This is a genomic window from Brevibacillus schisleri (assembly GCF_055685845.1).
The window spans coordinates 4,111,963-4,135,478 of record NZ_JBVNDM010000001.1 but is presented as its reverse complement, the minus strand read 5'-3'; the positions used below and the strand labels follow the sequence as shown (position 1 = coordinate 4,135,478).

The window sequence follows — 23,516 nt, the reverse complement described above, 5'->3', positions numbered from 1 at the left end:
AGATGAAAGTTATCATGGTCTGTACAGAAAAATTGCCAGTCCCTCCTATACGAGGGGGAGCGATTCAGACATATATTGCAGGGATTGCAGATATTCTCGGGAGGCATCATGAGCTGACTATCCTGGGAACGTCGGATCCCACGTTACCGAAGGATGAAATGGTTCGCAATGCGCGTTATGTCCGGGTAGATGGTCAAGGGGTGTTCGAGATCTATGCGCGCGAAGTAGCCGCTTTTCTGAGTGCGAACAGCTATGATGTCATCCATGTTTTTAACCGACCACGGATGGTGCCCATCATTCGTGAGGTATGCCCGAATGCACGCATCATTCTAAGTATGCACAATGATATGTTTGATCCAGTAAAAATAGGGCAGGCAGAAGCTGCTAGAGCCGTTGCTGAAACAGAACGGATCATCACCATTAGTGATTATGTCGGTCGGGTCATTGCCTCGTTGTATCCAGAAGCCGCAAATAAACTTCGCACGATTTATTCAGGTGTGAACTTGGAAACGTTCGTTCCGGTGGAAGGGTCCAAGACGGCGCAAAAGATTCGGCAGGAACTGCGGGCGACACACAATCTTGGCAACAAACAAGTGATCTTGTTTGTAGGAAGACTGACACCGAAAAAAGGGGCCGACATTCTGGTTCGTGCGATGAATGAACTCCGCTCCTATCATTCCAACATCGCCCTCGTCTTGGTTGGAGGGTCCTGGTACGGAGAAAATAAAATCAGTGACTATGCAGCATATGTACGCTCTTTAGCGAATCGTTCGCCTGTTCCGGTTATTACAACGGGATTTGTTCCAGCAGATCAGATTCACCACTGGTTCTGGGCGGGGGACGTTTTTGTCTGTCCATCGCAATGGGAGGAACCACTGGCACGTGTTCATTATGAAGCGATGGCTGCCGGACTGCCCTTTGTTACGACAAAGCGGGGTGGAAATGCTGAGGTGATCATCGGAGACAATGGTCTGTTGGTCGAGCAGCCGGAAGACCCTCTAGCGTTTGCAGTACAACTGAAACAACTATTGTCTAGCCGCGACCTCCAACGTCAAATGGGGAGAAGTGGACGCCAGCTCGCCGAACAGAGATTTACATGGGATCGAGTCGCAAGAGATGTGCTAGACGTATGGAATTACAGAGGTAGGTAAAACCAAAAAGTGAATGCTACAGCCCACTTCCCTAAAGAGAGAACGGAGAAGTGGGCGTTTATTCATACCTTAAGGACGAAGAGTCATGCAATGCCGCCAGAGTGGACTGGCCTGTCTGAACATAAGGGCTAGTCCCGCATGTGTTTGAACGAAATGGAGGGAGATGCGGGGAATCTACTGCGCACAGACTTCCCGCATCTTTAGGCCATCCTAAAGCCGCGCAGAATATCAGCTTGTTCAATTGGATTTATGCATTTGGAATAATCGCGACGATATGGGTGATAGGAATAACGATCGATCGTGAAGAGGTCTGTAATTCAATGATTCCTTTTTCCACTCTAAGAAGCTTGCCAACTCGGTAAGAACGACTCTCAGGTCCAAATTCTGTCGTCAGCAAGACCTCCACACGTTGATCGTTTCTCATGCATTTGCTGAGCTCTTGGCGAAGCCCTTCTATAGATGCTTGATCCGCTGATTCTTCTTTTTCGACATCTACCTTCACTAATGGTGCAGGGATGACGATTGGATTCGGAGCCTCTACTTGTACATAAGGTGCCTCTACTTGTACAACAGGCGCTTCTACCTGCACAACAGGTGCTTCTACTTGCACGACAGGCGCTTCTACTTGAGGTGTGGGGGTGGTCACATTCACTTGAGGTGCGCGAACGTGGATACGCACAAAACGGCGTAGTTTCCTGAGCAGACTATTGGATTTGCGTTTGGTAGATCGCTTCTTGCAGCGGCAACGGGCTTGCTTTGCTTTTAGCTTCTTCTTTCTCAATGCTTTCAAAGGCAACACCCTCCTAACTATGCATGCAATATCATATTCAACAGGGGGATGACCGCATTGGACTAACACCTGATTTGACAAAATCAGGCAGGGAAACATTAGCAAAATTAGATGATTTTTTTAAAAAAACAGGAAAATCGTGTATACTTATCAGGTAATCTCAAAAAGAAAGATGGAGGTTTCTCATGAATCGTACGCCGATTGCCCCCATGGGAGTGGGGAAGCTGTTGGACAAGAGCTTTTCAGTGTATCGCCAGCATTTTGGAGCATTCTTTTTGTTGGCTTTAATTTGGTTCGGTCCATTATTACTCCTGCAGCAACTGCTTCTGGTTGACTTTACCAGAGTGCCTTTGCTCGCACAAGATACAGAAGGTCTGGACTTTGCAGAATCGTTAGGCGCAAGATTTGCCGGACAAGAAGAATTTATGACACAAAGCCTGCCTATGTTGCTCGTATTCTTCTTCCTTGTCGCGCCGATCCTTTGGATTATCGCCTATCCGCAAATGATTTCCGGTTCGATTTTACTGACGAAGGCTGCTCTCGAGGGAGAGATCTTGAGCTTAAAAGATGCGTTGAAGGGGGCACTTCGCCGATTTTGGCCGCTCGCGGGTAGTACTTTCCTATATGGAGTCATCGCATTTGCAGTATCGACAGCATTTGTCATTGTATATGGATTGATTTTCTTTCTGATCGCCTTGGCTGGTGGAATGACATTGGAAACGATGTTTAATCCGTCAGAGGAAGGCAGCATTGTGCTTATGATCATTCTGGTTTTATTTGGCTATTTATTTTTAATTGCTGGGATGATGCTCGTACCAGGCTTTTTCTTAATTCGTTGGGGTTTTTATATGCCGCTCGTTCTGTTCGAACGCGATGGTGTCGGAATTGGTCAGAGCTGGAATATGACAAAAGGAAACTTTTGGCGCTTATTCGGTATTTTTGTTGTTCTGAGTGTGATCTACTCGATGTTCTCTAGCGGCATCCAATTAGTACTCACTGGCGTCTTAGGTACATCGATCCTCGCGCAATTGATTCTGGTTGTCCTTACCTGCCTCTTGACCCCTTGGATGGCCATTGTTTACGCTTTGGCTTACTTTGATCTGCGTGTGAGAAAAGAAGGGACAGATTTACAAGAGCTAGTAAGCCGTCAGCTTGCTACATCTGCACCAGTAGAACCAGCAAACCCTACACTTGCAAAAGAGCCGGGAGTTACACATGATTAGCACGAGTCCTTGGGTAGATGACAAGGAGCATTTACAAGAGATTCTAGCCAGAGAGGAATTCAATTTGCCCCAAGGCAGTGGAGAGAACTGGATTCAAAGAGCGGTGGAGTATGTGATCGAGTTGATCGCCGAGCTATTTCAGTGGACCCACATTCCATCGGGTGCGGCTAATACTGTATCTACACTCGTGCTCATTCTGGCAGTACTGGGACTGGTTGGCATCATTTACTGGTTGTTCCGCAGAATGATTTGGCAACAGAAGAAGCATCGACCGCTGTTTATGGACGGTGAAAAAATACGTTCTCATGCAGACTATTTGCGTGATGCGAAAGAAAAAGCAGCGCGAGGAGAATGGCGGGAAGGAGAACGCTCGTTGTTTTTGGCGTTGTTGGTTTATTTGCAAATGAAGTCATGGGTTCGTGTGGAGAAATGGAAAACGAATTGGGAATACGCAGAAGAAATTGAGGCAAATCAGCCAAGCTTACGCGATGTGTTTGGCAGCTTCGCACGAGAATTCGACGCTGTTTGGTACGGGCAGGCGCTTGTAGATGAAGGGTCGTTCTGGCAGCGTGTGAACGAACTGGAAGGCATCTGGCGCGAGGAGGGACAGCATGGATAGTTTGCGCACCTATCGTGTCGGAATCGTTGTGGTTAGCTTGTTGCTCGTCATCGTGGGCTGGTTGATCGTCAAGCCTACAGCTGAACCTCTCCCGCCGTATCTGGCTTCATCTGCACAGTCGAGCGGAATCAAGGCTGTGCTCGTGCTACTGGAGGAAAAAGGCAAGCAGGTAAAGGAATGGCGGCAGCCTATGCGTTTTTTACCGACAGCAACAGGGCAGGCCATGCTCGTAGTAGAGCCGGAAAGACTGATGCCAGAGGAACAGATAGACATTCAGGATTGGGTCAGTGAAGGCAATGACTTGATTCTCTTTCAATCGAGACCAGAGTGGGAAGACCTTCCCTTTCAGACGGAGTACATCCGGGGTAAAGAAAATCAGGAGCGAAACATTCAGGGACCTCTCGTTTTAGGCAGGTTCATGGGCAAAGCAGAGACCCCATTGCGATTTTTAGAAGATGACGACATGGAGCCCCTTCTCTATGACGACCAGGGGATACTCGGGGGAAGAACAGAGGTAGGAGATGGCAGTGTCACGTTTTTTCTAGTACCGGAATGGCTAACCAATCAAAAAATTGATCGACTGTCTCACTTTGAAGCGATCTGGCCGTATGTACAAGGAGATTGGTCCGTTCTTTGGGTAGACGAATACCATCATGGCTTGCAAGAAAAACCAGGTTTTTTGGCGATCTATCCAGGATGGCTCATAGCCGCTTGCATGCAACTCGGTATCCTGCTTTTGCTGTATGTGTGGTGGAGGGGAAAACGTTTCGGACCAGTCTATACGCTTAGGGAATGGACGGTACGACGCGGTGATGAGACGTTGCTCGCCGTGTCTAGCTGGTATGAGCGAAGAGGGCTGGCAAAGGATGCGTTGCGACATCGAGAAGCATACATGCGGCAGCTGTTGTACGATCGGTGGGGAGTGCACCAACGAGCTGATCGTGTGGAAATCGTGCGATATGCCAAAACAAGATGGACAAATCAAGAGATAGAGAAATTCGCTCATCTACTGGAACGGCTGGAGCAGGCAAAAAACGAAGGGCGATACTCGCCGAAGGGCTTGCTTGCAGACAGTCTTTTGTTGGATGAGATTACGAAGCGTCTGGAGAAGGAGTGACAACTACCGTGGAGCAATTGTTGCAACAAATGGAAAAAGAGCTGGTTGGTCAACGACAAAATATTCGGCTGCTGCTAACCGCTTTGGTTGCCGGTGGACATGTTTTACTAGAAGGTGTACCCGGTATCGGAAAGACGAAAATGGTAAAGACCTTATCGGAGTTGATGGGGGGCGAGAGTAAGCGCGTCCAGTTTACGCCTGACATGATGCCATCGGACATTATTGGTCATGTGGTGTTCAATATGCAGCAAAACCAGTTTGAGACAATCAAAGGTCCTGTTTTCGCTAACTTATTGTTGGCGGATGAGATTAACCGGACTCCTCCGAAAACCCAAGCGGCCCTTCTAGAAGCAATGGAGGAGGGACAAGTGACGATTCATGGTGTCACTTATCCTTTGCCTGATCCGTTTTTTGTCGTCGCTACGCAAAACCCGGTGGAGTATGAAGGAACGTATGTGTTGCCGGAGGCACAGCTCGATCGCTTTTTGTTCAAGCTAACGATGTCGTATCCTTCCCATGAAAATGAAAAGCAAATCCTCGCCAAACATATTCCCAACAAGCGCAGCCACGAGCGTAATCAAGAGCCGCTCTTTACATGGGAGGCGATTTTGGAGAAACGACGCCAATTAGAAGAAGTGGTTGTGGATGATTCGATTCTGGAGTACATGACGACACTCATTCGCAATACACGTGAAACGAAACGATTGCTCTTGGGTGCCAGCTCTCGTGCTGGAATCGCCGTGTTGATGGCGAGCAAGGCCTGGGCCCTTTTGGACAGTCGCAAGTTCGTGACGCCTGATGACGTGAAGATGGTAGCCCGCCCTGCATTGCGGCACCGACTCATTCTGTCACCGCAGGTAGAATTGGAGGGGGGTACCAGTGACCACATCATTGAAGAGACGCTGGCGGCTATTCCAGTTCCTCGCTGATTTTTTGGCAGACCGTTTTGTCTTGCCATCCAAGCGACTACTCGTGGCAGTTTTGCTAGGGACGCCCATCGCGGTCGTCGGTTTTCTGCTGGAGATTGGCTATTCGACATTCTTTTTGTACAACGGTTTACTCCTGATCGCCAGCATCTTGGATTGGGTTACTATCCCCAAACGCCGAGACTTGTCGATCCAGCGAATCTTGCCTGAGCAGACGGATATCGGACAATCGTTTTCGATCGAGCTTGAGCTTACCAATAATAGCGGGCAATCCGTATCGTACTCCATCGTGGAAGATCTTCCGCTGACTTTTGAAGAAACCGGACCAATCACAGGCGTGATGGAGCAACCCTTAACCAAAATCCGTTTTGAAACAAGAGGAAAAGAACGCGGAGAGTACGTGTTTCGGTCGCTGTATATGCGCTGGAATGGGAAGCTCGGCTTGTGGTATCGCCAAAGCCGTTTTGCTTGTGAACAAACGATCAAGGTATACCCCGACCTTTCAGCCGTTCGTGGCTATTTGGCTTCATTGCAGGAGAGCTTGATCGTCGACGGGAAAAAAATCATGCGCAGGGAGAAAGCGGGTACGGAATTCCATGCGATCCGCGATTACGTGCCTGACGATGATCCTCGGATGATTAACTGGTCCGCTTCTGCACGCTCCCGACGTCTGATGACGAACCAATATCGACCAGAGCATGGCAAGGTGATTACCATTCTGATCGATTGCGGCAGGTTGATGGGCGTCGAGCTGGATAATCAGACGAGGCTGGATCGATCGCTTGAGTCTGCTCTCACGTTAGCGGCAGTGGCCTTGCGTCAAGGAGATCAGGTAGCGCTACTAGCCTATTCGCATGAAATCAAGACGTACATACCTCCAGGCAGAGGACTGCGCCACTTGCACACCCTTTTGGAGGCGACCTACAACCTGACAAGTGATTTTGTAGAGGCTGATCCGGCGAAGGCGCTTGAATTTTTGAATCGCCAGCAAAAGAGAAGGAGCTTGGTCGTTCTTTTTTCAGATATGGAAAACTACCTCGTCGAAGATCAGTTGAGCAATTACTTGTGGCGGATGCGCCGTTCGCATTTGCTCCTGTTGCTGTCTTTGGCAGATCCGCTGCTGCATGAATGGAGTCATATAGACACGAGCAACAGTAGCTTGGCGTTTACGAAGGCGGTAGCTCAACGGTTCCAGCTCGATCGCAGGGCGTTTCAACAAAAAATGATCGGCGCGGGTATCCAGGTACTGGACGTTCCGGCCGATCAATTGACGCTGACGGTTATCAATACTTATTTGGACATCAAATCAAGAGAAGCTTTGTGAGAACCGGATTTGTATCCGAGGAGGTACCAGGCAATCAGCAAAAGCAATGTGCCGACAGCTACGATGTACTTGGCTTCGAGAGAGAGACTCGAGGGAGTAATATAGCCCTCGATGATTCCCGCGATGAACAAAAGTGGGATGGTAGCCAACAGCAGATGCGCAGACTCTTTTGCCGCCTCCAAAAATTGATGTCTTCGTGCGTAGCGACCCGGCACAAGCAGGCGGTATCCCATGTGAAGACCTGCTCCGCCCGCAATAAAGATGGCAGTCAGCTCAATCACGCCGTGCGGCAAAATGTAGGCCCAAAACGCGTAGCTGCTATCTGCCTGATAGTAGACGGCTGCCAAAGCTCCAACCAAAAGGCCATTGAATAAGAGAAGGTAGATGGGAACGATTCCAAACGTAATTCCACTGACAAAGGCCAGCATCGCGACTTTGATGTTGTTGGTCATAATCATCGTGGAAATGACCGGACTGTCGAGTGATTCGTGCCCTTCTCCCAGCCTGGATGGATCGATCTGCTCAGCCATCCCTTGCGGCAATACATAATACAGGTTGAGTGGATCGACCATCACGGCGGCAAAACCAGAAATGCCACCGATGATGAAAAGAAGCGCTGCCATACCAATGAAGCTCATTCGCTTATGTACGAGACCCATCAAGTAGCTGCCAAAGAAATGCTTGAGCTGCTGCCAGCTGCCTATTCGCTGCTTGTAAGCCAAATTGTGTGCACGTAAGACAAGTTGGTTTAAGTAGAGGGTGATTTCGTCCGCAGGATGGTAGGAGCGTACATAGGCCAAATGAGCAGACGTCTTCTTGTATAGCTGTGTCAGTCGATCAATATCGGTAGCACTGATGTGCCGAGGTTGTCGGGTAAAGCGCTCCACTAATTGTTCCAATTCGGCCCAAGAGGCCTTATGCTTGTGCCAAAACGAGGTAATATCCATGTATAATGCCTCCTTCATTAGCGTGTGTGTAATCACTCGAAAAAAACTCATAGTTTCGAGGGGGGGAGAAAAATATCATGAATGAATCGACATACGTCAGTGGGTCAAATCGAGAAGCGTCTGTCGTGACACCCGAGCATGTTATGCTGCGATTTCAGACGGCAGGTCTAGGCAGTCGCGCCACTGCGATGCTGATTGATACAGGAATTTTGTTCCTGGTTAATCTTACTGTATTTATATTGTTTGGTATAGTTTTATTTGGAAATGAAGATGATTTTTTCCCGGATTCTGGCAACTACACGTTGGCCATCGTTCTCCTGGTGACTTTCGTAATAAATTTTGGCTACTATTGGTTACAGGAAGCATTCTGGGGTGGACAGACCGTTGGCAAAAGGCTGGTGGGAATCCGGGTCATCCGTGATAACGGACAGCCTGCGACGTTTGTTTCCTCGACGATCCGGAATCTGTTTCGCATCATTGACGCAATGCCGACTGGTTATTTTCTCGGGGCGCTCGTCTGCTTTTTTCACCCCCGTGATAAGCGGATTGGCGATATGGTAGCGGGCACAATTGTCGTAGTGGAGTCAGGACAGCGATCGACTCTTTTTCAGAAAAAGAAAGACAAACAGCCAAACGGCTTTGATTTGAATCATGCACTACTCGTGCTTGATGAGCGCCAAAAACAGGCGATTACCCGAGAGGATTGGCAGCTGCTTTCCTCCTTCATTAGCAGAGTATCTTCTTTATCTCAAGCGAAAAAATATGAACTGGGGAATCAAATAGCCAGTATCCTGCGCAAAAAATTAGAGCTTGTTGACGAACAGACCAACAAGGAAGACCCGATCCTGTTTTTGCAAAGGCTGCACAATCAACTACAAAACGAATTTCAACTCCGAAAATAAAGCGAAGTACCGCCAAAAAATAGTGGTGGTATTTTCTTTTCTCGACGTATTTTCCCATTATTCAGCAAAATGCTGCTTCAAAAACTTTCTATGTTATAATGAAACCTCACTCTATGCCACAGAAAGGAGGAGGGAGCCGATGGACGACAAATACATGGGAGCGTCATCGACTTCGTCACCCACACTGCCACTCCCGGCAAACGGGAAGCAGAAAGGAAGACGCAGAAGAGGCAGTCTTTTTCAGGCATTGATTCCCTCCCAGACAGAAGGTAAGCGCCCTTTACTACCGATCGTTTTGGCCGTTCTGGTCTGGGTAGGACTTGCCTATGCTGGATATGCCTTTGCTGTTTATACGTTGGACAAGCAGCAACAATTTGTAAACCAACGAATTGATCAAATTCAGGAAAATAATCAAAAGCAGATGAAGGCATTGGGAGACCAATTGACTCTCGTGCAGGAAGAAATGCAAAATGTCCAGAAGGGTCTAGGAAATCTGGAAGAAGATTTGGCTTTGACGGGGGAAACCATTGGTGGCACCAACAAGACCAAAGAAGCCCTGCAGGATCGGGTTGACCAACTCAACAAACAGCTGGTTGATTTGAAAGCATCTCTGAAAAAATTGGAGGATGCTGCCCGTGCTTGGTAAGATAAACCGTTTCTTTCTCTTTCTGTTGGCGCCTGCTCTCGGTTTTTTGGTCGCTTTTGCGCTGGACAATCCAGTGGACAAGCTCCAGACAGAAGGACTGAAGCTTTCTTCTGCCGTAGCGAAGAGCCAAGCAGATGAGCTGGGGGAACGGCTCAACGATACCAAGGTGCAGCTTCGAAACGTAGAAATCGTCATCGAAGACATCCGGGATCGCTCGAAAAAGGAACAGAAAGAATACGAGCAACAACACAAGAAGATTAGCAGCGCATTGGAAGCGAGCAAATCCCAGACACAAAAATCTGCGGATGTATTGGACACGATTTTGTCCAACATGCTTGGCAAGCCGATTGGTCAACACTTCGGGAAAAACTCGACAGTGAAGGTGTATTCCCTGCAAGAAGGCGGATACCGCGGCTATATGGCCAAAGTTCGCCTCAATGATCCAAACGCGCTGAAAATGGTGCTGGCCAACAACTCTGTGAAAAGTAAGGGAGAAACAACAAGTCAAGCTGGTAAGCGTACAGGCTCCATTCTTGCGATCAATGCAGGCGGCTTTATGTCGGACAAGCAGGGCAATCTGACTCCGTTAGGCATTACGGTTGTTGACGGCAAGATTCGAACCTTTTCCAATAATGCGAAGCTGAGCTTTGTCGGTTTCAATAACAAAGGTCATCTGGTCGGAACAAGCATCAAGACGCAGGCGCAAATTACGCAACAAGGGATATTGCAGGGAGCGAGCTTCTTGCCGCGTCTTTTGCAGGGTGGAAAACGATTGCCTATCCCGCGTGAATGGGCGAATGCGCGTCAACCGCGGACACTAATCGGGCATTTCGACAACGGCGATTTGCTGCTGATTGTCATTGATGGTAGACGAGATGGCTGGAGTAATGGTGTTACGCTGGAGGAAGCGCAAAGAAAGCTGCAAGAGTGGCATGTCGTGGATGCGTATAATCTCGACGGCGGCGGCTCCAGTGCGTTTTATTACAACGGCAAGCTGTTGAACAAGCCTTCTGGCGGCAAAGAACGACGCGTGGTGAGCAATTTGGTCGTCATGCCTTAAGCAAAAATCGCAACACTCTTCTGCGAAGACGACAAGTCTTGTTGCAGAAGAGTGTTTTTTTCTGTAGAGAAAAGTTTGCCTAGGCAACTGTGAATGTGGGTTGACCTTGAAAATTGCTGAAAATTATAATAATAGGAGGAGTTAATGAAATGGAATAGGAGGGATCGCATGAAAAAAGGGATGTTGGTTACCCTCTCGATTGTTACCGTGCTTTCGTTTCCTCATTTGGCTGTGGGGAAAGTCCCAGGTGTGCCAGCAGGCGTGCAAGGAGCTACAAAAGGAATTGTCGCGGTCTCTCATCCAGCAGCGGCGCAGGTTGGCAGAGATATCTTGGCAAAGGGCGGCAATGCGATTGACGCTGCGGCTGGGATTCAGTTTGCGCTAAATGTAGCAGAACCGTATATGTCCGGTATCGGCGGCGGTGGCTTTATGATGATTTATGTGAAGGATCAAAACAAAGTGACGGTGATAGATAGTCGAGAGGTGGCTCCTTCCAAGGTGACTCCCGATATGTTTTTACAGGCGGATGGTACCCCGATCCCATTTGAGGAGAGACATACGAGTGGTCAGGCCGTAGGTGTCCCAGGCACATTGCTGGGCGTAGAGCAGGCGTTGGAATCGTACGGGACATGGGACTTGGGAAAAGTGATAGAACCATCGATTGAATTGGCGGAAAAAGGAGTTCGCGTTAACTGGGTGTCCGCTCAATTTATTGCCAATTCCATGGAAAAGCTGAAAAAGCACGGGGCTGCTGCACAGGTGTTTGCGCCGAACGGCGTTCCACTCAAAGAAGGCGAGATGCTGGTTCAGCCCCAATTGGCGAAAACGTTGAAGATCATCCGCGACAAAGGCTCTGATGCCTTGTATGAAGGGGAAATTGGCAAGGCACTCGTCGAGGAAGTACAAAGGACGGGAGGCTCTATGACTCTCGATGATTTGCAGGCGTATCAAGTAAAAGAGCGTGAACCGGTCCGCGGCATGTATCGCGGGTATGAAGTGATTTCGATGGCACCCCCCAGCTCTGGTGGCTTGACACTCATTCAGATTTTGAAGCTGATGGAAGGCTACGATAACCAAAAGGACGGCATTGGGTCGGTAGCCTATTTGCATCATCTGATCGAAGCCAATCACCTTGCCTACGCAGATCGGGCGGCGTTTATGGCGGACGCGGATGTTTATCCAGTACCGAAAAAGGGGCTGATTGCGGACGAATACATCAAGGAGCGGCGCCAGCTCATTCGTGAAGAGACAGCGAATGCCACTGTAGGGGCAGGAGATCCTTGGAGGTACGATCCTGGCAAAAAGCCAGTGGTTTCCATGAAACTGAAAGATCAATCTCCAGTCAAGCAGACCACGCATTTCTCTGTGATGGACAAATGGGGGAATATCGTTGCGTATACAACCACGATCGAGGATATTTTTGGCAGCGGTGTGATGGTTCCTGGTTATGGCTTCATGCTCAATAACGAGCTGACAGATTTTGACGCGATTCCTGGCGGAGTCAATCAGGTCGAGCCCGGCAAACGTCCACGTTCGAGCATGACGCCAACCATGGTGCTAAAAGACGGGAAGCCCTTTTTAGCAATTGGCTCCCCTGGTGGCTCAACCATTATCGCCTCTGTGTCGCAGACAATTCTCAATGTGATCGATCATGGAATGGAAATTGAGGATGCCATCCGTGCACCACGCATTTTTTCTAGCAGCTATCCGAATGTGACGTGGGAAGCGGGCATTGACCAAGATGTCATCTTGCAATTGATGGCAAAAGGTCACGTCTTTGCTGAGGAACCGACAAACATTGGCAACGTCCAAGCGATTGTGTACGATTTTGAAACGGGAAAAATGTACGGCGGAGCAGATAACACACGCGAGGGAACTGTACTCGGGGTCGATGCCATTGCGTATACGGCTGCTCAGCCAATCCAGTCCCCAAAAGAAAAAGATGGTCCCTTTCATTTACGAGTAAACGGCAATGTCTATCCATACACGGCAGATCAAAAAACGATGATAGATGGAGTAGCGTATGTTCACGCCAACAAGTTGCTGTTAGGGCTGGGACAAAAAGTGACGTCCTTCCAGTCTGATGTGGTCATGTTGAAGGGAATTCCTTACTTGCCTGTCAAAAAAGTTGGCGAGAAGCTGGGCTATACGGTCATGTGGAAGGAAGGAGAGCGGTCCATCGAGTTGAATAGCACAAAGTAGACTGATCAAGGAAAGGATGTAGCAAAAATGAAGAAAGTACTTGTACTCGGTGGAACGCGATTTTTTGGAAAGCGATTGGTCCAGCTTCTCGTTGAAGCGGGGGCAGACGTTACTGTGGCAACGAGGGGGCTTACCCAAGTGGAGTTGCCTGCCGCTGTCAAAAGAATGACGCTTGATCGCGATGACGTCCACTCGCTAGCGGCTGCGGGGGAAGAGCAGTGGGATGTGGTGTACGATAACATCTGTTATTCCTCTCAAAATGCACTGGATGCGTGTAAGGTTTTTCGGGGGAAAGTGGGGAAGTACGTTTTGACCTCTACCTTGTCCGTCTACGATTATGCCGAGGAACCACTACAGGAAGAAGCATTTGATCCATACACGTATGCAATCATCCGGAAAACAAGAGACGAGACATCCTATCAAGAGGGAAAGCGTCAAGCAGAAGCCGTCTTTTTTCAAGAAAAGGCCTTTCCTGTCGTAGCCGTTCGTTTTCCAATCGTACTGGCGGAAGACGATTACACACAGCGGCTATGGTTTCATATTGAGCATGTCCAAGAGGAGCGGCCGATTGGTATCACGAATCCAGCAGCCCAGATGTGCTTCATCCATGCACAGGAAGCAGCGCAATTTTTGGCATGGCTGGCGACAACGTCCATCACAGGGCCAGTGAATGCGTGCTCGGATGGGACTGTTTCGCTTGCTAAGCTAATGGAGGCCATTGGGCAAACAGTCGGAAAACCTGCCCGGATCGAACAAACGACAGATGCTTCTGACGCGTCTCCCTTTGGATTTTTAGCATCCTTGTACATGGATAACGAAAAGGCTAAGGCTGCGGGCTTCCCATTTTGGTCGCTGAATGAATGGTTACCGACGCTTGTCAAACACCTAAACGAGAAATATACCGCTGAAAAAGCGTGACCTATCTACCTTTTTTTTCGTACTACTCCGTGGTAAGGTAGAGCAGAACGTATGTGTCTGTAAGGAACCAGGAGGATCGATCATGAACAAAAATCGCACCAGCAGCCTTGCGATCATCGCAGCGCTATCAGTAGCACTACTCAGTGGATGTGAACCTCCCTCATTAAGTGGATTGCTTTCCAGCGAGTCGAATGGACAGCCCGCAGGTGAGGGCACGCAAGCAACGACAGTTGAGCCGAATAAAGAGGAGACGACACGTCCCCAACGGGCATCGCTTGCAGAGACGATAAAAGATGTGGATGGAGTGCCAACCGTTACGAATGCAACAGATCTCTCGGTTGTCGTAAATAAACAGAGGGCATTGCCTGGCGATTATATTCCACCGGATTTGGTAGAGCCGAATGTTCCGTTTCCCTTTGATGAAAAAGTGGAGAAGCGATTGCTTCGAGCAGAGGCCGCACAAGCATTAGAAGAACTGTTTGCCAAAGCAAAGACAGAAGGTATTGAACTGTATGCCGTTTCTGGCTATCGCTCATATAAGACTCAAAAATCGCTGTACGAAACGTATGTAAGAACGCAAGGTGCTGAACATGCCGCTGCCTACAGTGCCGTGCCTGGAAAGAGCGAGCATCAGACTGGCTTGGCTATGGATGTGTCCGGACATGATGCGAGTACACGCCTGGAAGAATCGTTTGGTGAGACACCTGAAGGACTATGGCTGGCAGCCAACTGTGCAGACTTTGGGTTCGTCATTCGTTATTTGAAGGGTAAGGAAGATACGACTGGATATGCGTATGAGCCTTGGCATTTGCGTTATGTCGGGAAGGAAATGGCAAAAGAAATTATGGCAGGTGGCCTTACTTTGGAGGATTATTTTTCTGAAGCGGCAATTGCCCACAAATAACGTCATCAAAACGAAAAGAGCCGCCCCGATAAGGAGCGGCTTTTTGCTGCCTGGATCCATGTTAACGTGGAAGGCGAATCTGGGACAGTGGCCAGTATACAGCTTCTGCACGTCCTACTACATGATCCAGTTGAACAGGACCAATGACGCGGCTGTCCATACTGTTGTTGCGATTATCCCCCATGACAAACACACTGCCCTCAGGAATCTTCACAGGATCAAAATCTTCGGTTAACGTCACACCTGCCGCAGAGGTTTTTAGCTTGTTTTCGACCAAATACTCTTCGCTGAGCGGTTTGCCATTGACGTACACTTGATCATTTTTGGCTTCAACGGTGTCACCAGCAACTGCGACCACGCGCTTGATCCAGTTGTCGCCAGTAGCATCTGGATGGATGATGACGATATCACCAGGCTGCGGTTCTTTGAGGTAGTAAATCGCTTTGTTTACGATGACACGCTCGCGGTCATGCAACGTACTTTCCATGGAGCGCCCTTGGACGACGTAGGGAGCCATGACAAATACGTAGATGAAGGCTGTCAATCCACCAATCAAGACAAACGATTTTAACCAATCAAGCAATTCCACTTTCCATTTTGGTGTAGGGTTGGTTTGTTCCATTGAAATTCTCCTATGTATGTGATTTCTGTGGCAAATATGCCTGAGTCAATTGCCTCGTGTGTGTAAGGCTGTCTTCCCATTATACATGCTATACGAATAGATACGAAAGATGATTCAAGGAAATAATTGGTTCGTGGATGAAGCTGGAAAAAGTCGAAATATTATTTTGCTAGCTTGCCTATTGTCAGTTTTTCCTGTTTGAGTTAAGATGTTCTTGAAATAAGTTTTACAATAAAAATATTAAGTGGTAAACACTTTGTCTGGCTCATACATATCTTTCGTGAAAAGAAATAATATCGGGAGTCCTATTGATCTTCCGGTACTTAGGCTATATAGTTTTATAGTAAAAGTACTTATATTATTAATTTTCCGAAAATAGGTGATGTCGTGAGCAATTTGTCCCGTGCCAGTAAACTTGAGGAACTGGATCGAGTTTTTGTCGAGATTGCTCGTTTCTTTATTAACAATTGGCTAGAGGAAGAGTCAATCAGTCCCAAGCAGTTTATCTTGCTACGTGTGCTACATCAAAAAGGACGAAGCACAGTTTCTGAGCTGGCGACTATTTTGAAGTTATCCAATAGTGCTACCACGATCGCACTCAATCGGTTGGTCAAGGCCGGTTTTATTGACCGGGTTCGAGATGAACAGGATCGACGTGTCGTGTGGGTCACTTTGTCACAACAAGCCGTTCCAACTCTGGAAGGACTTTTGTGCCACAGGAGAGCACTAGTAGGAAAGCTGCTGGAGAATCTGACTGACGACGAGTTAGAGCAGTTTACGTATTTTCTCAGGAAAATGCAGCAGTGCATATAGCATGCCTTCAAGTTCGGGTTTGGGGACATTCGTGTAAGACAAAAGTGTGTACCGCGGAATGGGAGTGTACACATATGAAAAAGAAAAGCACACTGATCATGAGTTCTTGTATCTTAGGAGCAGCTCTCTTCACACAAGCTGCATTTGCTGAAGAGGCAGTAAAAGCTACTGAAACGACTCCTGCAACAGAAGCAAAAACAACTGCAACAGAAGAAAAACCAGCAACTACAGAAGAAAAGCCTGCAACTACTGAAGAGAAGCCAGCAACTGAAGCAACTACAACTGCACCAGCAACTAAACCTGAAGTAAAACCTGCGACTCCACAAACCGTTACTCCAATTCAAGGTTTGAATCAACAAGGTGGCTGGGTCATCATGCCAGGTAAAGATGAGTATGTATGGGTGAGTGGTCAATATGTTCCAGTCATCTCTAACGTAGCTGGCTGGGCAATGATGCCAGGAGCAGATCAATATGTTATCACTGGTGGCGTAACTCCTGTGAGTGCTCCAGCAGCTGGTTGGGCAATGATCGCTCCAGAATCTGATAACGAAAAATAAGCATAGCTGAATATAAAGGCGCTTTGTCCCTCGATTGGGCAAGGCGTCTTTTTTTGCTAAATCTGGAGATTCCCGTACAAACTAAAGCGGATAGAAATCAAATGGAAGGAGGAACGAAAATGGCAGGTTATGATAAGGATCAGGCTCAGTCCAGGGCGAGAGAGTTGGGGGCTGAAGATGCTGGCACAGCCGTCTACTATCAAGAGGCAGACGAACATACGGCTGGTCTGGCTACGACGCAGGAGCAGGTCAGTGACATGTACAAGATGGGAACCATTGAGGACAGAGAACAGACGATGTAAAAGCACAGGAAAAGAGCAAGGCCAGCCCGGATACAAGGAGGCTGGCCGCTTTTTATTCCATTGATAAAAAATTTTTTATTGACTTAGTAGATTGTATCGGTAAGAATACAAGAGGAATCAGAAAATTTAAAAAGGGTGTGCCACGAATGAGAGACTCACGATTAGATCAATTAGCGTACAATCTGGTTAACTATTCTGTACGAGTACAGCCAGGGGAAAACATTTTGATCAACGCGAAAGGGGATACACCGGATTTGGTGCAAGCCCTCGTGCGTGAGATTTACAAAGCAGGCGGCAGTCCTTATGTTCAATTGATTGATCCCGCCGTAAGCCGAGAAATCGCAATGAATTGCAATGAAGAGCAGTTGAAGACCATGGCTCAACATGAAGTTGAACTCATGGAGAAAATGCAAGGTTATATCGGGATTCGTGCAGCGAGCAACATCAATGAGATGGCTGATGTTCCAAGTGACAAGCTGAGTATCTATTCTCGCTTGTATGAGCTGCCAGTGATGAACGTGCGCGTGCCAAAAACGAAGTGGGTTGTTCTTCGTTATCCGAATCCTTCCATGGCGCAGCTTGCGAACATGTCTACAGCAGCTTTTGAAGATTTTTACTTCCAAGTATGTAACCTGGATTACGCGAAAATGGACAAAGCAATGGACAGTCTGGTTGACTTGATGAATCGCACAGACAAGGTACGCTTGGTAGGACCTGAAACAGATCTCACCTTCTCAATCAAGGACATCCCTGCTGTGAAATGTGCTGGCCTGCGCAATATTCCAGATGGTGAAGTGTATACAGCACCTGTGAAGAATTCGGTAAATGGTGTTATCACTCATAATGCGCCAACACCATACCACGGCTTCACATTCGAAAATGTTCGCCTGACCTTCAAGGACGGCAAAATTGTGGAAGCAACAGCGAACGATACCGAACGCTTGAATCAAATTTTGGATACAGACGAGGGAGCGCGCTTCATTGGAGAATTCGCCATCGGTGTGAATCCTTACATTCGCAACCCGATGAAAGATATCTTGTTTGACGAAAAAATAGACGGAAGCTTCCACTTCACGCCTGGTCAATGCTATGACGAAGCTTACAATGGCAACAAATCGTCTGTGCACTGGGACATGGTTTCCATCCAGCGTCCGGATTGGGGCGGAGGGGAAATCTGGTTTGATGACGTCCTGATTCGCAAAGATGGTCGTTTTGTCATTGCAGAGCTTGAATGTCTGAATCCAGAAAACTTGAAAGGGTAAGGTATAGCCTACCCTACCCCATCACTTGTCGTACTGTCGGAGCCTTTCGTGCGCAAGCATAATATCCATTTCTAGCTGAAATAGCATGTGCAGATTGCTTGAAGGAAGAGTAATTCTGCGTGCCGCGTGGTAGAGAAGTGGCTTGTTTTGTTTGACGACCGTCATGATTTCCACAACCGGTGGAATGACTTGCTTGATTCTTAGCAGGCTTTGCAAATAGCGGAGAAATGTTTGAATACTAGCCTGGTCATCCTTGTTGGGTACCGCTTCAATCAAAGCGAAAAAGTCTCGGATGATGATCCGCTTCGTCTCCTGAGGCTCCACTATGGTTGTACGATTCACTTGATCCACCTCACGGGAAAGAGTAACAGCTTCTTTTCTTTACCCGTTGAATGATAAGTGATAAACCTTTTGTCTGATAAAAAGTCTTTGGCATGTGCGTGTGCCAAAGACTTTTCGTTTTTATGACTCACGATGACCATCATAGATGCTTGCTTCTTCCATGGGTATCCGAATGCGCAGGAGCAACCAGGCATTTAAGAGAGAAAACGCCAAGGCAGTTGCCACAGCAGAAAATGTTAGCGGGAGTAGCAGCAGCTCAAGCGATACGACCAAGTAGTTGGGGTGACGAATGAACCGATAAGGACCTCGCTTGATTGGAGCCTCGCCCGGGAGGATGAAGATGCGGGTATTCCACCGTTTGCCCAAGCTGCGAATACACCAATAACGAAGTCCTTGCGCGATCAAAAACAGGCTGAACGGAATGGCCCACCAAGAGGGCAGAACCATCGCGCTGCCTTTTCCCACCACTTCGAAAAGGAGCGAGAGAAAAAAGAGAAAATGAAGAAGGACGATGTATTTGTAATGACGCGCCCCAACTTCGTAGCCCCCTTTTGAGCGGATATAGCGAGCATTCCTCACGGCAATGAGAAGCTCGACCAGCCGTTGTAACACGACTCCAGCCATGACAAATCCAAAAAAGAGCAACATGACTATCTCGCCTCCAGAAGTAAGAGCTCGGAGCTAAATCCAGGTCCAAGCGCAGCGACCAATCCGCGATCCCCTGGCTCCCACGCCTTCTCCATGCTTTTTTCCAGGACGAACAGAACCGTAGGGGAGGACATGTTTCCAAAATTGGTTAGGACATCTTCTGAAAACCGAGTGGCTTCTGTGCCAATGCCCAGGGACCGCTGATAAGCCGTTAGTACCTTGGCGCCACCTGGATGGAAAATGAAATGGCGTAGATGGTCAATAGACATCCCATGCGGTGACAAAAAGCTCTCCACGTTTTCTCGCATCGAAGAACGAATGAGAGTAGGGATGTCACGAGAGAAAATGACTTTTAACCCTGGATCGGTCAATTCCCATCCCATAATATCTACCGTGTCCGGCCATGTTGTCGTTCGCGCATCACAGAATTGAACCTTAGGTGTGTCCGAAGAGGACGAGACTTGATCTCCTTCTATTAATACGGCTGCGGCTCCATCTCCAAAGAGGCAAGTTGCGACTAAATTGCTTTTGGACAAATCTTGTCGGATGAAGGTCAAGCCACACAGTTCTACGCTCACAAGCAATACTCGCCGGGAGGGATAAGCCTGGGTGTACTCGCATGCACGTGACAATCCCATCGCTCCACCAGCACAGCCAAGGCCCCACAATGGGACACGGGTTGCTTGGGAACGGAGTCCTAAACGGTGGAGCAAGCGGGAATCAAGGCTTGGGGTCGCAATGCCAGTGCTTGATACAAACATCAGACAATCGATGGATGACGGCTCGACCCCAGCTTTTGTCAAACACTTTCGGGCTGCTTCCTCTGCCAAGGCTTCCGCATGCTCGATATACAATTGATTTTTCTCCGCAAACGGACGGTCTTCCAAAAACCAATCCATTGGCATACTAAAATATCGCTTCTGAATGTGACTATGTGCAAACACGTGTAACAAACGGTCTATGTCGGGAAAAGCATCTTGAAAAAATAGGCGTGCCAGCTTCATGGAATCCTCTTGTGTAATCTCGTGGGAAGGTACTGCTGTAGCTACTGCTTCTATACGGGGCACCCATTCATTCACTCCCGTCTATTTTGATTAGCCCTTAGCTTATCCCTTCCAATTGGTTCCAATTCATGCAGCACCATGTGATGAAGGCCGCAGGCTGATTGTCAGGGTTTTTCCATGATTCGTTTGAATGAATAAGTGGCAGTTTCGTGGATTTGCTTGAACTTATAAAAAAAGATAGGTAAAATATTCCTGGTTATATGAAAAAAGACCTACTTTAGATTTTGGTAGATAGGTCTAATGTATGAATGAAAAGAGGGGAACATCGGATAGATCGGGGGTAGTGTACTTTGGGCTCACGCTGGATTAGCTTGGGTGTGTCCTGTGGAATCATTTCGGTTTGGCTGATCGGATACGGATTGCCATCGGATGAGAGTATGGTTGTCTTTCTTTTTCTTGTAGCTGTCATTCAGACGCTTGCTGCCTATCGTATAGGGAAATATATAGATCAGCTGCGGGAGATGGCTTATCACGATTCACTCACAGGCGTTCTCGTCAATCGCAGATTTCTAGACAAGTTGGTCGAAGAAGTAGAGTTGGCAAAAAGCAATCATCAATCTGTTACGTTATTGTTTATTGATTTGGATAATTTCAAAATATTCAATGATTCATTTGGCCATATGGAAGGCGACAGACTCCTTTGCCAATTTGCAAGAATCTTGCAAGCAAGTGTAGGGAAACAAGGCATTGTTGGAAGGTGGGGCGGGGAAGAATTCGTCGTTTTGTTAACACAGACAGACACAAGAAGAGCACTGGCAATCGGGGAACGAATTCAAAATCAAGTGCGAGACGCACTTTCAGGTGTCACTGTCAGCATCGGAGTAGCCTCGTATCCACACCATGCCGCAACAGCGGAAGAGTTAGCGAAAAAAGCAGATATGCTTATGTATGAAGCGAAAAAAAGGAAAGATTGCATGATGGTCGCATCGAATGAAATGATAAATATTGGCAAGGCTAACACTCGTCCTCTCTCTTGACACGAGTGTTTTTTTTTATTGTAAAGAGCATTTACAAAAACTTAATAATTCCTTAAAGAAAAATATACACATTTGACCTTGATTTTAAATTTACGGAAACAATAACATTCGATATAATCTTGTAGGTGCCATTTATTCAAAGGAGTGAAGAAGTCCCGTATGTTGAAATCAAACAAGTATATCTTCTTTGATCTGTTCGAACAGCAGATTGCCACGGTACACAAAGGAACTCATCTTTTCTATGAAATGATAGGAAACTATCAAGATCTAGAAACAAAGGTTAAGGCAATCAAGGCTGTCGAGAAAGAAGGAGACGAAATCGTTCGTCGCATCATGAACGAGTTGAACTCTACTTTTATCACTCCGCTTGAGCGTGAAGACATTCACCAACTCGCTCATACGATGGACTCGATGATCGACTACATTGACGGTGTCGCTGATCGTATGTATCTGTACCAAGTGACTCAACCAGATCCACGTGTATTGGCACAAGCCAATATTTTGGTGAAATGTTCGGCTAAGCTGATCGAGCTGATTCGCACACTGCGCAAGCTGGATCATAAAGTCGTTACACAAATCGCTGGGGAAATCAAAGATTTGGAGCATGAATCTGACTCCAACTACCGCAAAATGGTATCAGATTTGTTGAATTCTCCTGATACCAACCCAATGGAAGCGATCAAACTCAAAGAGATTTACGATAAGCTCGAAGACTGTGCTGACTTCGCTGAGGACGTCTCCAACCTGGTAGAAGGGATCGTGTTAAAGAATGCCTGATCTTTCGCCAGAGGTGATTATTCTCGTACTCGTCGTCATCATGGCGCTAGCATTTGACTTTATCAATGGTTTTCATGATACGGCGAACGCGATTGCTACTTCTGTTTCGACACGCGCATTAAGTCCGAAAACCGCGATTATTATTGCATCCCTGTGTAACTTGATTGGTGCACTCTCGTATACGGGGGTAGCGAAGACAATCGGGGGAAGCATTACCGATCCATTCAAGCTGGAAAATGGATTGGTCGTCGTTTTGGCGGCGTTGACATCTGCGATTTTGTGGAACCTAATCACCTGGTGGTTCGGAATTCCTAGCTCGTCCTCGCACGCGATTATCGGAGGCGTTGCAGGTGCCGCTTTTGGTGCCGCAGGAAGTGGTGCCATTAACTGGTCAGGTTTCATTAGCATTATCCAGGCGTTGATCATATCACCGCTTGTTGCCTTTGCTGTTGGTTTTGTGGTGATCAAGCTTGTGTCTTGGTTTGTTCGTAACTCTGCGTATCACAAAACCAATAAAGGTTTCCGTTCGATGCAAGTATTGTCAGCTTCTTGGCAGGCATTTAGCCATGGAGCCAACGACGCGCAAAAAACAATGGGCGTAATCACCCTTGCTCTGATTTCTGGAGGATTCTTGGTACAAGCACCGGGCGAATTCGTTATTCCACTGTGGGTAAAACTTTCAGCTGCTCTTGCAATGGCTTTAGGAACAGCCTTTGGTGGATGGCGGATCATCAAGACCTTGGGTGGTAAGATTATGAAAATCAAGCCAATTTCCGGTTTTTCAGCTGACCTGTCTTCTGCCTTGATTATCACAATCTTTACAGCTTTGAAACTGCCAGTGAGCACAACACATGTGATCACATCCGCCATCTTGGGGGTTGGGGCATCGCAAAAGCTGAACGCTGTAAAATGGGGCCTGGCTGGCCGAATATTGGTCACATGGGTCATTACCCTTCCGATTACCGGACTTTTGGCTGCTGCATGCTATGTCGTGTTTGACGTATTCCTGTAGAGCAACATCTTTATCCAACAGACAACAGACACCTTTCCGTTGTAAAGTACGCGGGAAGGTGTCTTTTTCATTAACTTGATCCCGTTAAACGCTCCCATAAGCCCGGCTTGGGTTTAATTTGCACGAGGCGTACGGCAGAGAATGGGATATAGTCAAGCGAGCCATCCCGTTCTTCAATTAATATGCCATTTGGGCTGTAATCATACAATTTGCCTTCTACATACGCGGATAATCCTTGACCGATCCTATCAGGGGCAAAATGAATACGTACGTAGCGATCGAGATACTCTTCCAAAATTCCGTCATCCATCCTATTTCCCTCCTTTTTCATTCTTTCTCCTAGTTATTTCCTGCATTGCGACAATTCAGACAAGGCAAAGAAAAAACCACCCGGTCGGACTGACCTGAGTG

The 23,516-nt window shown here is 47.6% G+C and carries 26 protein-coding genes; 19 read left to right on the top strand and 7 right to left on the bottom strand.

The window, feature by feature from the left end:
- Positions 1 to 2: 2 nt before the first annotated feature.
- A complete protein-coding gene (locus tag ACUUHJ_RS19435; RefSeq protein WP_472299663.1) occupies positions 3 to 1,151 on the top strand; it encodes a glycosyltransferase family 4 protein in 1,149 nt (382 codons plus the stop codon).
- A 247-nt stretch (positions 1,152 to 1,398) separates the two neighbouring features.
- Here ACUUHJ_RS19435 and ACUUHJ_RS19430 read toward each other — a convergent pair whose 3' ends face one another.
- Entirely contained in the window at positions 1,399 to 1,950 is a 552-nt protein-coding gene (locus ACUUHJ_RS19430) for a hypothetical protein (RefSeq protein ID WP_472299662.1), read from the bottom strand.
- A gap of 176 nt (positions 1,951 to 2,126) precedes the next feature.
- Here ACUUHJ_RS19430 and ACUUHJ_RS19425 point away from each other — a divergent pair, with 176 nt between their 5' ends.
- The 5 genes from ACUUHJ_RS19425 to ACUUHJ_RS19405 are packed head-to-tail and all read left to right on the top strand — an operon-like array spanning position 2,127 to position 7,150.
- Positions 2,127 to 3,164 (top strand): DUF7847 domain-containing protein, encoded by a 1,038-nt coding sequence (locus ACUUHJ_RS19425; protein ID WP_289673530.1) that lies wholly within the window; start codon positions 2,127 to 2,129, stop codon positions 3,162 to 3,164.
- On the top strand, positions 3,157 to 3,783 hold the full coding sequence (locus tag ACUUHJ_RS19420; protein WP_472299661.1) for a DUF4129 domain-containing protein: 627 nt from the start codon (positions 3,157 to 3,159) through the stop codon (positions 3,781 to 3,783). The genes ACUUHJ_RS19425 and ACUUHJ_RS19420 overlap by 8 nt, the downstream gene beginning before the upstream one ends.
- Positions 3,776 to 4,900, top strand: a complete 1,125-nt coding sequence (locus ACUUHJ_RS19415) for a DUF4350 domain-containing protein (RefSeq protein WP_472299660.1) — start codon at positions 3,776 to 3,778, stop codon at positions 4,898 to 4,900. Before ACUUHJ_RS19420 ends, ACUUHJ_RS19415 begins: the two co-directional genes overlap by 8 nt.
- An 8-nt stretch (positions 4,901 to 4,908) precedes the next feature.
- Positions 4,909 to 5,829: an AAA family ATPase gene (locus ACUUHJ_RS19410; protein WP_289673527.1), complete on the top strand. Its 921-nt coding sequence runs from the start codon at positions 4,909 to 4,911 to the stop codon at positions 5,827 to 5,829.
- Positions 5,780 to 7,150: a DUF58 domain-containing protein gene (locus ACUUHJ_RS19405; RefSeq protein ID WP_472299659.1), complete on the top strand. Its 1,371-nt coding sequence runs from the start codon at positions 5,780 to 5,782 to the stop codon at positions 7,148 to 7,150. Before ACUUHJ_RS19410 ends, ACUUHJ_RS19405 begins: the two co-directional genes overlap by 50 nt.
- On the opposite strand, the gene ACUUHJ_RS19400 is transcribed toward ACUUHJ_RS19405, so the two are convergent.
- Positions 7,117 to 8,097, bottom strand: a complete 981-nt coding sequence (locus tag ACUUHJ_RS19400) for a stage II sporulation protein M (protein ID WP_472299658.1) — start codon at positions 8,095 to 8,097, stop codon at positions 7,117 to 7,119. The genes ACUUHJ_RS19405 and ACUUHJ_RS19400 overlap by 34 nt on opposite strands.
- A 77-nt stretch (positions 8,098 to 8,174) precedes the next feature.
- On the opposite strand from ACUUHJ_RS19400, the gene ACUUHJ_RS19395 reads away from it, so the two are divergent.
- The 6 genes from ACUUHJ_RS19395 to ACUUHJ_RS19370 all read left to right on the top strand — a co-directional run bounded on the left by ACUUHJ_RS19395 (position 8,175) and on the right by ACUUHJ_RS19370 (position 14,729).
- Positions 8,175 to 8,999, top strand: a complete 825-nt coding sequence (locus ACUUHJ_RS19395; RefSeq protein WP_472299657.1) for an RDD family protein — start codon at positions 8,175 to 8,177, stop codon at positions 8,997 to 8,999.
- A 139-nt stretch (positions 9,000 to 9,138) separates the two neighbouring features.
- Complete coding sequence (locus ACUUHJ_RS19390; RefSeq protein WP_015891946.1) at positions 9,139 to 9,645, top strand: hypothetical protein; 507 nt, start codon at positions 9,139 to 9,141, stop codon at positions 9,643 to 9,645.
- Complete coding sequence (locus ACUUHJ_RS19385) at positions 9,626 to 10,705, top strand: phosphodiester glycosidase family protein (RefSeq protein ID WP_472299656.1); 1,080 nt, start codon at positions 9,626 to 9,628, stop codon at positions 10,703 to 10,705. Before ACUUHJ_RS19390 ends, ACUUHJ_RS19385 begins: the two co-directional genes overlap by 20 nt.
- Positions 10,706 to 10,873: 168 nt before the next feature.
- Positions 10,874 to 12,907, top strand: a complete 2,034-nt coding sequence (gene ggt, locus ACUUHJ_RS19380; protein WP_472299655.1) for a gamma-glutamyltransferase — start codon at positions 10,874 to 10,876, stop codon at positions 12,905 to 12,907.
- Positions 12,908 to 12,934: 27 nt separating this feature from the next.
- Positions 12,935 to 13,825 (top strand): NAD-dependent epimerase/dehydratase family protein, encoded by an 891-nt coding sequence (locus tag ACUUHJ_RS19375; RefSeq protein WP_472299654.1) that lies wholly within the window; start codon positions 12,935 to 12,937, stop codon positions 13,823 to 13,825.
- An 82-nt stretch (positions 13,826 to 13,907) separates the two neighbouring features.
- A complete protein-coding gene (locus ACUUHJ_RS19370; RefSeq protein ID WP_087347017.1) occupies positions 13,908 to 14,729 on the top strand; it encodes a M15 family metallopeptidase in 822 nt (273 codons plus the stop codon).
- A 61-nt stretch (positions 14,730 to 14,790) separates the two neighbouring features.
- Here the strand turns inward: ACUUHJ_RS19370 and lepB are convergent, their stop codons facing one another.
- Positions 14,791 to 15,351 carry a signal peptidase I gene (lepB, locus tag ACUUHJ_RS19365; protein WP_015891941.1) on the bottom strand — a complete coding sequence of 187 codons (561 nt, stop codon included), beginning with the start codon at positions 15,349 to 15,351 and terminating at the stop codon, positions 14,791 to 14,793.
- 387 nt (positions 15,352 to 15,738) lie between these two features.
- On the opposite strand from lepB, the gene ACUUHJ_RS19360 reads away from it, so the two are divergent.
- From ACUUHJ_RS19360 to ACUUHJ_RS19345, 4 genes are all read left to right on the top strand, one after another.
- Positions 15,739 to 16,164, top strand: coding sequence for a MarR family winged helix-turn-helix transcriptional regulator (locus ACUUHJ_RS19360; protein ID WP_173624855.1), 426 nt, complete (start codon positions 15,739 to 15,741; stop codon positions 16,162 to 16,164).
- A 74-nt stretch (positions 16,165 to 16,238) separates the two neighbouring features.
- Positions 16,239 to 16,721: a hypothetical protein gene (locus tag ACUUHJ_RS19355; RefSeq protein WP_472299653.1), complete on the top strand. Its 483-nt coding sequence runs from the start codon at positions 16,239 to 16,241 to the stop codon at positions 16,719 to 16,721.
- A gap of 119 nt (positions 16,722 to 16,840) precedes the next feature.
- On the top strand, positions 16,841 to 17,023 hold the full coding sequence (locus ACUUHJ_RS19350; RefSeq protein ID WP_064200654.1) for a YozQ family protein: 183 nt from the start codon (positions 16,841 to 16,843) through the stop codon (positions 17,021 to 17,023).
- A gap of 146 nt (positions 17,024 to 17,169) precedes the next feature.
- A complete protein-coding gene (locus ACUUHJ_RS19345) occupies positions 17,170 to 18,285 on the top strand; it encodes an aminopeptidase (RefSeq protein WP_015891937.1) in 1,116 nt (371 codons plus the stop codon).
- 21 nt (positions 18,286 to 18,306) lie between these two features.
- Here ACUUHJ_RS19345 and ACUUHJ_RS19340 read toward each other — a convergent pair whose 3' ends face one another.
- The 3 genes from ACUUHJ_RS19340 to ACUUHJ_RS19330 form a co-directional block, all read right to left on the bottom strand.
- Positions 18,307 to 18,627: a hypothetical protein gene (locus ACUUHJ_RS19340; RefSeq protein WP_015891936.1), complete on the bottom strand. Its 321-nt coding sequence runs from the start codon at positions 18,625 to 18,627 to the stop codon at positions 18,307 to 18,309.
- A 120-nt stretch (positions 18,628 to 18,747) separates the two neighbouring features.
- The gene (locus ACUUHJ_RS19335) at positions 18,748 to 19,275 is read right to left on the bottom strand and encodes an isoprenylcysteine carboxyl methyltransferase family protein (protein WP_016743242.1); all 528 of its coding nucleotides are present in this window, start codon (positions 19,273 to 19,275) and stop codon (positions 18,748 to 18,750) included.
- Positions 19,276 to 19,277: 2 nt separating this feature from the next.
- On the bottom strand, positions 19,278 to 20,354 hold the full coding sequence (locus ACUUHJ_RS19330) for a type III polyketide synthase (protein ID WP_472299652.1): 1,077 nt from the start codon (positions 20,352 to 20,354) through the stop codon (positions 19,278 to 19,280).
- A 275-nt stretch (positions 20,355 to 20,629) separates the two neighbouring features.
- Between ACUUHJ_RS19330 and ACUUHJ_RS19325 the strand changes: the two genes are divergently transcribed.
- The 3 genes from ACUUHJ_RS19325 to ACUUHJ_RS19315 all read left to right on the top strand — a co-directional run bounded on the left by ACUUHJ_RS19325 (position 20,630) and on the right by ACUUHJ_RS19315 (position 23,105).
- Positions 20,630 to 21,316, top strand: coding sequence for a GGDEF domain-containing protein (locus ACUUHJ_RS19325; RefSeq protein ID WP_472299651.1), 687 nt, complete (start codon positions 20,630 to 20,632; stop codon positions 21,314 to 21,316).
- 159 nt (positions 21,317 to 21,475) lie between these two features.
- The gene (locus ACUUHJ_RS19320) at positions 21,476 to 22,093 is read left to right on the top strand and encodes a DUF47 domain-containing protein (protein WP_007728239.1); all 618 of its coding nucleotides are present in this window, start codon (positions 21,476 to 21,478) and stop codon (positions 22,091 to 22,093) included.
- Positions 22,086 to 23,105, top strand: a complete 1,020-nt coding sequence (locus ACUUHJ_RS19315) for an inorganic phosphate transporter (protein ID WP_087347000.1) — start codon at positions 22,086 to 22,088, stop codon at positions 23,103 to 23,105. Before ACUUHJ_RS19320 ends, ACUUHJ_RS19315 begins: the two co-directional genes overlap by 8 nt.
- A 70-nt stretch (positions 23,106 to 23,175) precedes the next feature.
- Here ACUUHJ_RS19315 and ACUUHJ_RS19310 read toward each other — a convergent pair whose 3' ends face one another.
- Complete coding sequence (locus tag ACUUHJ_RS19310; protein WP_289673515.1) at positions 23,176 to 23,415, bottom strand: hypothetical protein; 240 nt, start codon at positions 23,413 to 23,415, stop codon at positions 23,176 to 23,178.
- Positions 23,416 to 23,516 lie beyond the last annotated feature (101 nt).